This window comes from Ferrimonas marina (assembly GCF_900129905.1).
GTDB lineage: Bacteria > Pseudomonadota > Gammaproteobacteria > Enterobacterales > Shewanellaceae > Ferrimonas > Ferrimonas marina.
In genome coordinates, this window is record NZ_FQXG01000013.1 from 12800 (window position 1) to 25108 (window position 12309).

15 protein-coding genes are annotated in these 12309 nt (G+C 62.0%); 12 read left to right on the plus strand and 3 right to left on the minus strand.

What is annotated here, in order from left to right:
* The first annotated feature begins 1 nt into the window (after window position 1).
* Window positions 2-640 carry an outer membrane beta-barrel protein gene (locus BUC04_RS22340; protein ID WP_067665298.1) on the plus strand — a complete coding sequence of 213 codons (639 nt, stop codon included), beginning with the start codon at window positions 2-4 and terminating at the stop codon, window positions 638-640.
* Window positions 641-678: 38 nt separating this feature from the next.
* Here BUC04_RS22340 and BUC04_RS22345 read toward each other — a convergent pair whose 3' ends face one another.
* The gene (locus BUC04_RS22345) at window positions 679-1272 is read right to left on the minus strand and encodes a class I SAM-dependent methyltransferase (RefSeq protein WP_067665301.1); all 594 of its coding nucleotides are present in this window, start codon (window positions 1270-1272) and stop codon (window positions 679-681) included.
* An 83-nt stretch (window positions 1273-1355) separates the two neighbouring features.
* Between BUC04_RS22345 and BUC04_RS22350 the strand changes: the two genes are divergently transcribed.
* The 9 genes from BUC04_RS22350 to BUC04_RS22390 all read left to right on the plus strand — a co-directional run bounded on the left by BUC04_RS22350 (window position 1356) and on the right by BUC04_RS22390 (window position 7663).
* Complete coding sequence (locus tag BUC04_RS22350; protein ID WP_067665305.1) at window positions 1356-1748, plus strand: hypothetical protein; 393 nt, start codon at window positions 1356-1358, stop codon at window positions 1746-1748.
* Window positions 1749-1850: 102 nt separating this feature from the next.
* Window positions 1851-2240, plus strand: coding sequence for a hypothetical protein (locus BUC04_RS22355; RefSeq protein WP_067665308.1), 390 nt, complete (start codon window positions 1851-1853; stop codon window positions 2238-2240).
* Between the two features lie 12 nt (window positions 2241-2252).
* Complete coding sequence (locus BUC04_RS22360) at window positions 2253-3209, plus strand: D-2-hydroxyacid dehydrogenase (RefSeq protein ID WP_067665311.1); 957 nt, start codon at window positions 2253-2255, stop codon at window positions 3207-3209.
* Between the two features lie 173 nt (window positions 3210-3382).
* Window positions 3383-3577 carry a hypothetical protein gene (locus BUC04_RS22365; RefSeq protein WP_067665314.1) on the plus strand — a complete coding sequence of 65 codons (195 nt, stop codon included), beginning with the start codon at window positions 3383-3385 and terminating at the stop codon, window positions 3575-3577.
* 171 nt (window positions 3578-3748) lie between these two features.
* Window positions 3749-5713, plus strand: a complete 1965-nt coding sequence (locus BUC04_RS22370) for an exoribonuclease II (protein WP_067665317.1) — start codon at window positions 3749-3751, stop codon at window positions 5711-5713.
* A 144-nt stretch (window positions 5714-5857) separates the two neighbouring features.
* The gene (locus tag BUC04_RS22375) at window positions 5858-6244 is read left to right on the plus strand and encodes a hypothetical protein (RefSeq protein ID WP_067665320.1); all 387 of its coding nucleotides are present in this window, start codon (window positions 5858-5860) and stop codon (window positions 6242-6244) included.
* Between the two features lie 145 nt (window positions 6245-6389).
* Window positions 6390-6782, plus strand: coding sequence for a hypothetical protein (locus BUC04_RS22380; protein WP_067665323.1), 393 nt, complete (start codon window positions 6390-6392; stop codon window positions 6780-6782).
* Window positions 6783-6903: 121 nt separating this feature from the next.
* On the plus strand, window positions 6904-7287 hold the full coding sequence (locus BUC04_RS22385; RefSeq protein WP_067665326.1) for a hypothetical protein: 384 nt from the start codon (window positions 6904-6906) through the stop codon (window positions 7285-7287).
* 61 nt (window positions 7288-7348) lie between these two features.
* Entirely contained in the window at window positions 7349-7663 is a 315-nt protein-coding gene (locus BUC04_RS22390) for a hypothetical protein (protein WP_143165847.1), read from the plus strand.
* A 57-nt stretch (window positions 7664-7720) separates the two neighbouring features.
* Here BUC04_RS22390 and mgtE read toward each other — a convergent pair whose 3' ends face one another.
* Entirely contained in the window at window positions 7721-9070 is a 1350-nt protein-coding gene (mgtE, locus tag BUC04_RS22395) for a magnesium transporter (protein WP_067665332.1), read from the minus strand.
* A gap of 305 nt (window positions 9071-9375) precedes the next feature.
* Between mgtE and BUC04_RS22400 the strand changes: the two genes are divergently transcribed.
* Window positions 9376-9996, plus strand: a complete 621-nt coding sequence (locus BUC04_RS22400) for a hypothetical protein (RefSeq protein ID WP_067665335.1) — start codon at window positions 9376-9378, stop codon at window positions 9994-9996.
* Window positions 9997-10055: 59 nt separating this feature from the next.
* Here BUC04_RS22400 and BUC04_RS22405 read toward each other — a convergent pair whose 3' ends face one another.
* On the minus strand, window positions 10056-11030 hold the full coding sequence (locus BUC04_RS22405; RefSeq protein ID WP_073326165.1) for a cytochrome-c peroxidase: 975 nt from the start codon (window positions 11028-11030) through the stop codon (window positions 10056-10058).
* Window positions 11031-11462: 432 nt separating this feature from the next.
* On the opposite strand from BUC04_RS22405, the gene BUC04_RS22410 reads away from it, so the two are divergent.
* Window positions 11463-12284, plus strand: coding sequence for a putative porin (locus BUC04_RS22410; RefSeq protein WP_067665341.1), 822 nt, complete (start codon window positions 11463-11465; stop codon window positions 12282-12284).
* The last annotated feature ends 25 nt before the right edge of the window (window positions 12285-12309 follow it).

Sequence of the window (12309 nt, forward strand, 5' to 3'; positions counted from 1 at the left end):
GATGAACAACACCGTGACCGTTGCGGCCGTAATGGCCAGTGCCCTGTTGGCGGCCCCCGCCCAGGCGGATCGTACCTACTTCTTCGCCCCAATGGCGGGCTTCAATACCGGTGGCACCCTGTCGGTGACCGATCGCTTGCCGGAGGAGGACAACGACCGGGTCAAGATCGGCGAGATGAAGGTAGACAGTTCCGAGTCGTTCGGCCTGATGCTGGGGGTGGAGACCTACCACCCGGGCAACGTCTATCTGCTGGTCAACCGGCAAAGCACCGAATTTGAGTCCGGCAGCTACGCCGGCCTGGGTGGCCAGGGTGTGACCCTGGACTACTACCACCTGGGGGGCTCGCTGTTCTTCCCTCGGGGCAACTTCGAGCCCTACGTCACCGCCAGTGTCGGGGTGACCTACTTCAACCCGGATGAACTCTCCTCCGACACTCGAGGCTCCATGGGCTTCGGCGTGGGCGCACGCTACATGCTGTTTAAGAACCTGGCGGTCTACGCCGACATTCGCGGCTTTGCCACCTTCTTCAGCGACAACAATGAGATCTTCTGTGGTGGTGAGGAGGGCTGTAAGATCCGCCTGGAGGGCGAGTCGCTGCTGCAGGGCCAGGCCAACGCCGGCTTGATGATCCGGTTCTGACCGCTGTCTCCGTGCCTAACGAAGAAAAAAAGCCGCGCTTAGCGCGGCTTTTCTAATACGGCCCAGCCCATCCCCTGGGTGAGGGTCTGCTGCCCCAGCAGCTGCCAGCCCTGCTGCTGCCACGCCTCGATGAACTCGTCGTGGGAGAAGCGGTTGTGCTGTGGGTGTTCCAGTACGCGCCGCCACAGTGGGTGACAGATCAGCGCCCGGTACACCTCCATCGCATAAAGCCGGGCACCGGGGCGGGCGATCCGGTCCAGCTCCACCACCGCATCCTGCCACTGCGGCACATGATGGATCACGCCAAAATCAAACAGCGCACCGACCGAGTGAGACGGTAAGGGCAGCGCGGTACAATCCGCCTGGATGAAGTGCAGCCCCGGGGTTTCGCCGCAGCGCTGGCGCGCTCGCTGGCTCATCGCCAGGTCCAGATCGACGCTCACCACCTCGCTAGCGCCGAAGCGCTGCTGTATCACCCGCGCCCCTTCGCCCTGGCCGCCGCCGATCTCCAGCGCCAGCTCGCCATCGCAGCGTCCGCCCATCTCCAGCAGCCTCGGCGTCTCGAAATGGTGTTGTAGCCAGGCGCGGACCGGATTGTTCACCACCAGTCGCTCAAATCCATTCAGCCTCACAGAGTGCTCCTTTGGGGCTTTAGACCAGACATAACCCTCATTACAATGCCGAACCCAATTCGGTTCACCTGTAGGAGACCTCAATGAAACGTATTCTGACCGCCCTGACCGGGCTGCTGCTGGCCACCCAGGTACAGGCACAAAGCCTGGACGGTGCGTCGCTGGGTGTGATGCTGGGCAGCGACTCCGGCGTGGCCGTGGGTTACCACCACTGGGACATGGGCATTGCCGTCGAGCACTTCAAGGTGAACGTGGACCGTCGCTTTCATACCGACGTGCACCCCAATCTCTACTTCGGCCTGGGCGGCTCGCTGTCGGAGTTCAGCGGCCAGCGAGTGGGCCTGCGCACCAAGGTGGGCTTGAGCACCCGGGTCGACGCGGTGGAGTTCTTCGGTGAGCTGGTGCCCAACGTCACCTTTGGCAGCAACGGCAAGTTCCACTTCGATTATGCCCTGGGGATGCGGCTGCATTTCTGAGGCCCATCCACCGGTGCAAGCCAATCAAGTTTGTCCGCTCATCGTCCGTTTTCCTAACACTGCCCTTATTGCCGCGTGCGCGGCCCTGATGCTGGAGTTTGCATGAAGAAGATACTTGCCCTGGTGGCTGCCCTGACCCTGCCTGCCGTTGTTACCCCTGCCCACGCGGAGCTGGGTCTGGGCTACCAGTTGGGAAGCCAGGAGGGGGTCAGCCTGGGGGTCAACCGCTGGGACGTCGGTGTCGGCATTGATAAGTTCTCCCTCAGCCTGGATCGCCGCTTTAGCACCCGCGAGTTCCCCAATCTCTATTTTGGCCTGGGTGGCCAGGTGGAAGACAGCAACGGCACCCAGGTGGGTCTGCGTGGTAAGGTAGGCCTCTCCGCCCGTGCGGGCATTGCCGAGCTGTTCGGTGAGGCGGTTCCCACCGCCACCTTCGGTGACAATGGCGATCTGGAACTGAACTACGCACTGGGCTTTCGGATCTGGTTTTAAGCAGGAAGCAGTATGCAACGAATCGTCGTGTTGGACGGGGTCCCGTTAAACCCCGGTGATCTGGACTGGCAACCGCTGGCGGCGCTGGGGGCGCTGCAGGTGCATCAACGGACGCTACCGGAGCAGGTGGTGGAGCGGGCGCAAGAGGCGGAGTTCGTCCTCACTAACAAGGTGGTGCTGGACGAGACCACCTTGGCCCAGTTGCCCAAGTTGCGCTACATCGGGGTGTTGGCCACCGGCGTCAACGTGGTCGACCTGGCCGCCGCGGCGCGCCGCGGCATCGTGGTCACCAATGTGCCGGGCTATGGCCCTGAGTCGGTGGCGCAGATGGCCTTTGCCCACCTGCTGCACCACACCAGCCGCCTGGCGCAGCACGACGCGGCGGTGAAGGCCGGCCAGTGGAGTGAAAGCCCGGATTTCTGTTTCTGGCACAGCCCCTTGACCGCCCTGGCGGGCAAAACCCTGGGGGTGGTGGGCTTCGGTGACATCGGTCAGGCGGTGGCGCGCATCGCCCACGGCTTTGGCATGTCGGTGTTGGTGCACACCCGTCGCGAGCGCACCGATCTGCCGACAGGCTATCGCTGGGTGTCCCAGTCGGCGCTGTTCGCCGAGTCGGACGTAGTCAGCCTGCACTGTCCGCAGACCGAGGCCAACCAGGGCTTCGTCAATGCCGCATTGCTGCGCACCATGAAGCCCTCTGCTTTCTTGCTCAACACCGCCCGTGGTGGCCTGATCCAGGAAGCGGATCTGGCCGCGGCCCTGCGTGATGGGGTGATTGCCGGCGCCGGCCTCGACGTGCTCTCCAGCGAGCCACCCAGCGCCGATAACCCGCTGCTGGCGGCGCCCAACTGCAGCATCTCGCCGCACAACTCCTGGGCGACCCTGGAGGCTCGGCAAAACCTGCTTAACATCGCCATCGGCAACCTGGCGGCGTTCCAGTCCGGCACGCCCCGCCATCAGGTCAACTGAGGGTTTTTTTACCCAACCAAGGCAGCCGCAAGGCTGCCTTTTTGTTTGCCCTGCCCGTGGGGTGGCGAGGGGGCAACTGGACCAAAGTCGAACCGAGCCGGTTGGCCAAACTGGGTAAGGTTAGGGGGCGCAGTGTTGTCCGTGTTCCCCACAACAATAATAAGGAGCGTCCCATGCTCAGCACCGTCTACCTGACCTTGGTGGTTGTTACCCTGGCCCTGATTGGTTACCTCTGCTTTCGCAAGCTGGACCACCCCGTATTAGGGCTGGTCTGGGGGGCGATGCTGGCCACGGTGCCACCGGCGGGCTGGGTCTATCTCTGCTTCCTCTACAACACCCAGGATCGCAGCCTGCGCCAGCCTGGCTGAAGGCGGTTGGCCCCAGGCCACGATTCCCGTACAATTGCCGCTTTTATGGCCGCCCCCTTGGGGGGCGGCCATTATTATGTCCATTGCATTGTGCGTTTGAGTCCTCAGATTGAAAGATGAAGCGCTTAATCTAATTGGCATTATTGTCCCGTAACCAAGGGTAAATTTCGGATGTTCCAAGACAATCCGCTGCTGCAGCAACTGAAAGCTCAGATCCGCGAAACCCTGCCCACTGTTGAGGGCACCATCAAAGCCACCGGCCGGGGCTTTGGCTTTATCGAAACCGACAAGGGCGAGAGCCACTTCGTGCCACCGCCGATGATGAAGAAGGTGGTCCATGGGGATCGGGTCAGCGCTGTGCTGCGCACCGAGAATGACAAGACCGCGGCGGAGCCGGAGCAGCTGCTGGAGCCGGCGCTGGATCGCTTCGTCGCCCGCATCAAGCGCTTCAAGGGCCGCCTCAACCTGGTGCCGGACCACCCGCTGATGAAGGATGCCATCCGCGCCCGCTGCAAAAAGACCGTGGACGAGGAGTCACTGCAGGATGGCGATTACGTGGTGGCCCACCTCAAGCGCCATCCGCTGCGTGAGGGGGATAACACCTTCCTGGCTGAGATCAGCCAGCTGGTGGCCAAGACCGACGACCCCCATGTGCCCTGGTGGGTGATCCTGGCCAAGCACGACCTGGCCAAGGTGGAGCCGGAAGACCCGGCTGGCTGGCAGCTGGACGACGCGGCCGAGCGCCGTGACCTGACTGCGCTGCCCTTTGTCACCATCGATGCCGAGTCCACCAAGGATATGGACGATGCCCTGCACATCCAGGCCCGCGATGGCGGCTGGACCCTGACCGTGGCCATCGCCGATCCCACCGCCTACGTCCACCCGGGCGATGCGGTCGACCAAGAGGCATTGAAGCGGGCCTACACCCAATACCTGCCGGGCTTTAACGTCCCGATGCTGCCGCGCCAGCTAGCAGACGAGCTGTGCTCGCTGGTGGAGGGGGAGGACCGTCCCACCCTCTGTGCCGAGATCCAGATCGGCGCCGATGGCGCTCAGCAGGGCAGTGCCGAGTTCTTCCTCGCTACCATCCGCTCCCAAGGCAAGCTGGCCTACGACAAGGTGTCGGATCGACTGGAAGGGGGCGAGGGTGCCTGGCAGCCGGATAGCCCGGTTATCGCCGAGCAGGTTGACCTGCTGCATGCCCTGGCCAATGCCCGTACTGCCTGGCGCCATGAGCACGCACTGGTGTTCCCGGACCGCCCGGATTTCCGCTTCGAGGTGGATGACCAGGGTAACGTGCTGGCGATCCACGCCGATCACCGCCGTACCGGCAATCGCATCGTTGAGGAGTGCATGATCCTGGCCAACGCCGCCTGTGCTGAGCGGCTGGGTGCCACCCTGGGCCAGGGGATCTTCAATGCCCACGCCGGCCTGGAGCCGGACCGCATCGCCCCGGCGGTGGAGATGCTGGCAGAGCACGGTCTTAACTACGACGCCGAGCGCCTGGCCACCCTGGAAGGTTACTGCGAGCTGCGCCGCGACCTGGACCGCCAGGAGACCGGCTACCTGGATGCCCGTATCCGTCGGATGCAGGCGTTCTCCGAGATGGCAGCGACCCCGCAGCCCCACTTCGGTATGGGCCTGATGGGTTACGCCACCTGGACCTCGCCGATCCGTAAGTATTCCGACATGGTCAACCACCGCCTGCTCAAGGCGATGATCCAGCAGGGCGAACCGAGCCAGAACGTCGATGAGCCGCTGCTGGAGCAACTGGCCAAGATGCGCAAGCTGCACCGCATGTGCGAGCGTCACGTTGGCGATTGGCTCTATGCCCGCTACCTGGCGCCCCAGGCGGGCAGCGAACAGGCCTATGACGCGGAGATCATCGATCTCAACCGCGGTGGTGCCCGGGTGCGCTTGCAGGCCAACGGTGCCGTGGCCTTTATCCCCGCCAGCAGCCTCTGTGCCGAGAAGGGCCGGATGGTGATCCAGGCGGACAAGGGCCAGGCCCTGCTCGATGACGAGCCGGCACTGCAGGTAGCGGATCGCATCACGGTGTTGATCGACAAGGTGGATGTGGACGAGCGCAGCGTGCTGGCCAAGCCGCAGCGGCCGCTGGGCGCGCCGATTGAGTAAGCCGGTGCATTGCTAGCTGAAGAAAAAAGACCACGTAAGTGGTCTTTTTTTGTACACTTTCTGCACGGGCGAGGCTGCATTCCGTCCCCCTTATCATGTCCGGTGCCGTTGTGGCGCCCCGGAGACGGAACACAGGAGTGTGCAATGCGAACCCTTGTTTGTCTGATCGCCTTGGCAGCCAGCGGCTGTGCCTACAACCAGAAACCGGTGGTGGATCTGTCCGGTGTGGATAGCGCCCGCTACCAGCAGGATGTGACCTACTGCCAGGGCTTTGCCGAGTCGGTGGATAAGGGCGAGTCTGCCAGGGTGGCGGCGCTCAACGGCGCTGCGACCTGGGGCAGCACCGGCGCACTCTACGGTGCCCTGGAGGATGGCTTTGGTGGCGCCGGTGTCGGCGTCCTGGTGGGCGGGTTATTGGGCTCGGTGCTGGGGGCGGCGGAGGGCGCCAACATGGCCACCGAGCAGCAGGCCCTGGTGCTGCGTCGCTGCTTGTCGGATAAGGGTTACCGGGTTTATGACCTGCAAACCTGAGCGCAGCTTGAACTGAGCGTGTAAGACTTTCACAAAGAAATGTAAATGGGTGAAAAAGGCCGCATTTTTCGGCTTTTTCTGTGGGTTTATTGGTCGCGCGCGGGTATCCTCGCCGCAGCAAAACTCCCTTAATAAAAGAGTCTCTATGATGCGAACTCCCGCTCTGATGGCCGCCCTGCTGCTGATGGCAGGCTGTGCCTATAACCAAAAACCCGTGGTCGATCTGGATGGCGTCGACATGGCCCAATATGAGCAGGATTTCGCTCGCTGTCAGCACTACGCCGAATCGGTGGATAAGGGCGAAGCCGCCCGCGTGGGTGCGGTCAACTCCGGTGTGGCCGGTGCAGCCGGTGGCGCCATTGTTGGTGCCATCGAGGACGGCGGCAGCGGTGCCGTGGTCGGCGCTGCAGCTGGCGGTCTGTTCGGCGGCCTGTTCGGTGCCGCCGGTGGGGCCACCGAGGCCACCGGCCAGCAAGCCTATGTGCTGCGCAAGTGTCTGTCCGAGCGCGGCTACACCGTGTACGACTACCGCGACTAAGGCACGCGCCTTAATCTTTGAAAAAAACGCTGCCCTGGCAGCGTTTTTTTGTGGGCTGTCACACCCTGACAGTGTCGCTGAGGTAGAGTGTCAGCCACCCTCCAGTGATACCAATAACAAGATGAAAAAAATCCTACTCTGTCTCCCCCTGTGCCTGTCCGGCTGTGCCTATAACGCCAATCCCCGGGTTGACCTGGAGGCGGGAACTGAGCAGCAGTATCAGCAGGACCTGCTGGCCTGTCGCGACATTGCCGAGCAGGTCGACAAGGCCGAGGCCGTGCGAGTGAGTGCGGGCAACGAGGCAGCTCTGACGGCACTGGATTTTGGTGGTGAGATGGCCCTGGAAGAGGGGACGGCCGGTGCCGTGGCCGGCTCGCTGTCCGGTGCCCTGGTCGGAGGGCTGGCCGGGATTGTACGCGGGGCTTCCCGGGCCAATCGCGATAAGACCCTGGTGCTCAACAACTGCCTGCGCCACCGCGGCTACACCGTATTGAGCAAGCCCTGAGCCGTCGTGATGGCGGCAGGCACTCTACACTTGGCTAAGTCAGAGTAAGTGGGAGAGTGCAATGAGAGGGTTAGGGATCCTGTTGGTCTGCCTGCTGGCCGGTTGTGCCAGCGATCAGGACCGATTGCGGGAGAGCGGCTTCAGCGTCAGCTATGCCCAGGGCTACGACGACGGCTGTCATAGCGGCCGCCGGGTCGCGGGCGGTGAGTTTGACCATATGCGCCGTGACCAGATGCAGTTCGATAACGACTCCGACTATCGGCAGGGCTGGGAGGACGCCTTCAAGGTGTGCGAGCGGGATGCAGAGCGGGTCGAGGAAGAGGTGCAAAACGATCTGCGTCGCCAGCAGCAGGAGCGCCAGCAGATCAATCCGTAAGTTGCACTCAGCCTGCGGCCATCAACAACAAAGGCGCCTTGCGGCGCCTTTGTCTTGTCACAGTGTCAGGCCCAGCACCACGGTGGCGAAGCCCAGGTAGATCACCACGCCGATGGCATCGACGATGGTGGTGACCAGCGGACCGGAAGCGGTGGCCGGGTCCATATTGATGCGGGACAGGATAAAGGGGAGACACAGGCCGATCAGTGAGCCGGCCAGTACCACGCAGACCATGGCGGCGGCGACGGTGATGGCGATGTCCGGTCCGCCGCGGAACAGGCCCAGGCCAAACACGGCAAAGGCCATGGTCAGGCCCAGTGCACCGGCGACGAAGATCTCACGCCCCAGTACCTTGACCCAGTCCTTCATCTCCACCTCACCTGTGGCCAGGGCCCGCACCATCAGGGCGGCGGACTGGGAGCCGGCGTTACCGCCCGCACCTACCAACAGGGGCATAAAGAACACCAGGGCGACGTTGGACTCGATGATCTCTTCAAAGTGGGCGATACCGGCACCGGAGAGCAGGGCGCCGAACACCAGCAGCACCAGCCAGCCAACCCGCTTGCGATACAGCTCCCAGGAGCTGACGGTGGCCATTGGCGCCTCCAGGGCGGCAACGGACGCACTCTTGTGGGCATCCTCGGTGGCCTCTTCCACCACGGCGTCCATGGCGTCATCGTAGGTCACGATCCCCACCAGCCGCTCGGCGCTGTCCAGCACCGGCAGCGCCAACAGGTCGTAGTGGCGGATCTTCTCAGCCACGTCTTCCTGGTCCTCGTCCACCCGGACAAACACCACTTCGGTCAGCATGATGTCCGCCACCAGGGATTCCGGGTTGCTGAGGATCAATTCACGCAGCGAGATGGTGCCCACCAGGTGACGGTCGCCGTCGATGACGTAGGTCTGGTAGATGGTTTCCTTGTCCGGGGCTTCCAGCCGCAGCCGTTGCAGTGCCTTGCGCACGGTCCAGTGACTGCGCAAGGTGGCGTAGTCGCTGCTCATCTGGGCGCCGGCGGTTTTCTCCGGGTAGCTGGCCAGACGGCGAACGTCCTCCCGCTCGGCCTGGGCCAGGCCCGGCAGCAGGGACTGCTGTTGCTCTTTGCTCAGCTGGTTAAACAGATCCGCGCGCTCATCGGATTCCATCTGGGAGAACAGGGCCGCCAGCTCGTTGCGAGGCATCTGGGCGGCGATGTCGGCCTGCATCTGGGGAACCAGGTAGGGGAACACCTCGGCGTGATCCGGCAGGGACAAGAGATCCAGCAGCTTGGCTGCCAGGGGGGCATTAAATTCGTTGACCGCCAACGCAAAGTCGGCAGCGTGCATCTGTTCCAACTCCGCACGGACGGCGCGTTTGTCGTTGGCAGCGAGCGCTTCGCTCAGGGTGGCAAAAAGTTGCTCTTTTTGCATACTCCACCTCCGGGATCCGGTGGCAGAGCAGCAGGGAGGCGATCCCTATCAGGTATGGACTCTGCGAACCGGACTGATTCGTTGATTTTTCGTCGTTTTTATATCCCACCTGGGACTGGGAACGGGGTCCATAAAGGGTTTCCTAATAGAAATTCCGCGGCGATTTTAGGTTCTTAGCGGTCGCTAGGCAAGCTTAACCGGCTAAATGCCTTGATTTTTTGACTCACTCTATGGCATTGAGCTTTAAAGGAGCCGCTAGGCTAAATTTCAAACAGACCCAAAACGATAGGCAAAGGATAGTCGCAATGATCTCAGTATTTGCGCTGGCGGCGGCAGCGCTGCTGCAAGGCGCCGTGATGGCAGCGGAACCCGAGGATGAGGTGGGTGCCCTGGTGGATCCGCCCACCAGTGTAGGAGACGACCTGGTGCTGCTTACCCGGCCGGCCCAGTGGCGCGGCGAGCGCATTCTGCTGCCACCGGAGTTTGCCCCCCAGATGGCCCAGCGCGGCATCGAGGAGCTGCGCTTCGCCCCGGGCATGTACGAGCCGGAGGCGGAGGATTTCTTCAGCTACCTGTTCGTGTTCCAGTTTGAGCGACGGGAGCCGCTGACCGCCGATGAGCTGGAGGCGATGCTGCTGGCCTATTACCTGGGGTTGTGTCAAACCGTGGCGGAGGATAACGCCTTTGCCTGCCCGGCCGAGTCGGTGACACTGACCCTGGATCCGGTGCTGGGAGGCTACCTGGCCCGGCTTGACTGGGTGGAACCCTTTGTCACCGGTCAGCCGCAGCGGCTTTACCTGGAGCTGACCCCGGTGAGCGGCGATAGCGGTGCTCTGTTGTATGGCGCGGTGTCGCCACAACCGCTGGACCATGCACTGTGGAGCACCCTGCGTCGGGGCATCCCCTTGAGTAAACCGCAACAATAAGAAAAGCGCCCGACAGGGCGCTTTTTTTTTGCTCACTCGAAGGTTTCCGAACGTCAGGCTTACTTGAACGGCGCCGGACGCGGGGTGTTCGGGTTGGACGGCGGCAGGATCGGCAGGGTGATCTGCGGCTGGTCACCGGTCAGGGTCTTGAGGAAGATGGCAATCTTCTCAGCCTCTTCGTCGGACAGCGGCAGGCCCAGCTGAACCTCTTGCATCACCTTAACCGCTTCGGTCAGATCCCAGACGGAACCGTCGTGGAAGTAGGGGTAGGTCAGCTCGATGTTACGCAGGGTCGGTACCTTGAACACGTTCTTGTCGCTTTCCTTGCCGGTCACGTTGTAGCGACCCAGCTCCGGGTTGTCGGTGATGTATTCCTTAACCAGACCCATCTTCTGGAAGGAGGTACCGCCTACGGCCGGGCCGTTGTGACAGGCGCTACAGGCGTTGGCTTTGAACAGCTCGTAGCCTTCCAGCTCTACCTCGGTGATGGCGTTCTTGTCGCCGGCCAGGTACTGGTCGAAACGGCTGTTGGGGGTTACCAGGGTCTCTTCAAACGCAGCGATGGCGTCGGTCACGGTGTCCATGGTGATGCCTTGGTCGCCGAAAACGGCAGCGAACTCATCCTGGTAGGCCGGAATGGTGCGCAGCACTTCCAGCGCCACATCGTGGGGCAGGGCCATCTCTTTCGGGTTTTCGATCGGGCCAGCAGCCTGCTCTTTCAGGTCTGCAGCACGGCCATCCCAGAACTGGGCCAGCATGTATTTGGCGTTCAGTACGGTGGGGGAGTTGATCGGGCCTTCCTGCCAGTTGTGACCGATGGAGGTCGGCAGGGCGTCAACGCCACCCAGGCTCAGGTTGTGGCAGCTGTTGCAGGACAGGAAGCCAGATTTGGACAGGCGCGGTTCGAAGAACAGCTTTTTGCCCAGCTCTACCTTCTCCGGCTCGGTGATTACGGCCGGTTCAATGATCTGGATCGGCTCAGCTTGAACGGTGGTGGCCATCAGGCCAGCGGCCACAATGGCCAGGGTTTGCATTTTCATCGAGGTCATCTCCCTAAGATTTGTGGGGAGAATAATCTGCGGTAAGGCTGAGGAAAATCAGATTGATAAGATTACAACCATCGCCCAACTCGATGCTTATGACGTGATCTGCGCCCTTGCTTTTGCCGCTTGCTCTGGCAGGGTGAGGGCCTGAAGTAAGGGATTTTTCCCGTACCTTGCCATTGTGTGATCTGGCGCGTGTTTGCCCACCTTGCATCAATCGTCGATCAGCCCCTTTTTACTGCCCGCCCCCTCGGGGACAGTGACCCAAGCGGCATGCGCCCAAGCCGACACCCACCCTGCCGCCTGTCTGCAAAGAAATTCGATTCATGGTTTAACGCATTGAATTCACTGGTGTGTTTTTGTAATGTGCCCAGTGCCATGGGCAGGAGGCCCTGGTGAATTGTGGATCTAAGGAGATGCAGGATGCAGACCCCTCTTGGCCGTGCCCTTGTGGCGCTGGCTCCCTTGATGCTGACCACGCCAGTGATGGCCCAGGGCAGCTTTCAACACCAGGCGGATCTTAGCCTGGGTACCCGTACCAGTGACTTCGGTGATGGCTTCTGGCAAGCCAGCTACCAGTACTATTTTATCCCGGTGGATGTTACCGGACCCTACGCGCTGGCGGATTTTCTTACCCCCCGCTCTTCGTTGCGAGCCGCCTACTTCACCTTCGATTCGGAAGTGGACTCCTACTCCCTGGGCGGTACTTATCACACCCCGAGCAATTGGCAGGGCAGCTTCGATTACACCCACAGCAACACCAGAACCACTGATTACGATCGTTACCGGGTCACCTTGGGCTATTACTGGCTGGACACCGGCCTGCTTAGCCTCAGCTATGAGAACACGGAACAAGATGGCAGTGGCTATAGCTACGACATGGATGAGTTTGGGGTGAACTGGCGTCACTTCTGGCGCTACCAGGGTGACAGTGGCCTCGACTGGTCGCTGGATTACCGCCACCAAAGCCACAGCAGTCACATCTACCTGCCGGACTGGCTGGATGGCTGGAAGGAGTCAGTGAACGTTTACCATGGTCGGGCTGACTGGTACTTCAACCGCTCCTGGTATCTTGGCGCCGCGGTGCACTATCACGATGGTATCGAGGACTTCGACTACCGGGTGCGCACCGGCTACTGGTGGCAGTTCAGCCGCCACGTGGCGCTCAACAGCAGCCTGGGCACCGACTTCGATTCCGACGAGAGCGGGGTGGCCATCGGCCTGGCGCTGGTAGGCCGCTTCTAGCTGTCAGCCGCTTCTAGTTCCAGGC

Coding starts and splice junctions, on each gene's coding strand:
- BUC04_RS22340 (WP_067665298.1), top strand. CDS start 2: ATGAACAACACCGTGACCGTTGCGGCCGTAATGGCCAGTGCCCTGTTG.
- BUC04_RS22350 (WP_067665305.1), top strand. CDS start 1,356: ATGAAACGTATTCTGACCGCCCTGACCGGGCTGCTGCTGGCCACCCAG.
- BUC04_RS22355 (WP_067665308.1), top strand. CDS start 1,851: ATGAAGAAGATACTTGCCCTGGTGGCTGCCCTGACCCTGCCTGCCGTT.
- BUC04_RS22360 (WP_067665311.1), top strand. CDS start 2,253: ATGCAACGAATCGTCGTGTTGGACGGGGTCCCGTTAAACCCCGGTGAT.
- BUC04_RS22365 (WP_067665314.1), top strand. CDS start 3,383: ATGCTCAGCACCGTCTACCTGACCTTGGTGGTTGTTACCCTGGCCCTG.
- BUC04_RS22370 (WP_067665317.1), top strand. CDS start 3,749: ATGTTCCAAGACAATCCGCTGCTGCAGCAACTGAAAGCTCAGATCCGC.
- BUC04_RS22375 (WP_067665320.1), top strand. CDS start 5,858: ATGCGAACCCTTGTTTGTCTGATCGCCTTGGCAGCCAGCGGCTGTGCC.
- BUC04_RS22380 (WP_067665323.1), top strand. CDS start 6,390: ATGATGCGAACTCCCGCTCTGATGGCCGCCCTGCTGCTGATGGCAGGC.
- BUC04_RS22385 (WP_067665326.1), top strand. CDS start 6,904: ATGAAAAAAATCCTACTCTGTCTCCCCCTGTGCCTGTCCGGCTGTGCC.
- BUC04_RS22390 (WP_143165847.1), top strand. CDS start 7,349: ATGAGAGGGTTAGGGATCCTGTTGGTCTGCCTGCTGGCCGGTTGTGCC.
- mgtE (WP_067665332.1), bottom strand. CDS start 9,070: ATGCAAAAAGAGCAACTTTTTGCCACCCTGAGCGAAGCGCTCGCTGCC.
- BUC04_RS22400 (WP_067665335.1), top strand. CDS start 9,376: ATGATCTCAGTATTTGCGCTGGCGGCGGCAGCGCTGCTGCAAGGCGCC.
- BUC04_RS22405 (WP_073326165.1), bottom strand. CDS start 11,030: ATGCAAACCCTGGCCATTGTGGCCGCTGGCCTGATGGCCACCACCGTT.
- BUC04_RS22410 (WP_067665341.1), top strand. CDS start 11,463: ATGCAGACCCCTCTTGGCCGTGCCCTTGTGGCGCTGGCTCCCTTGATG.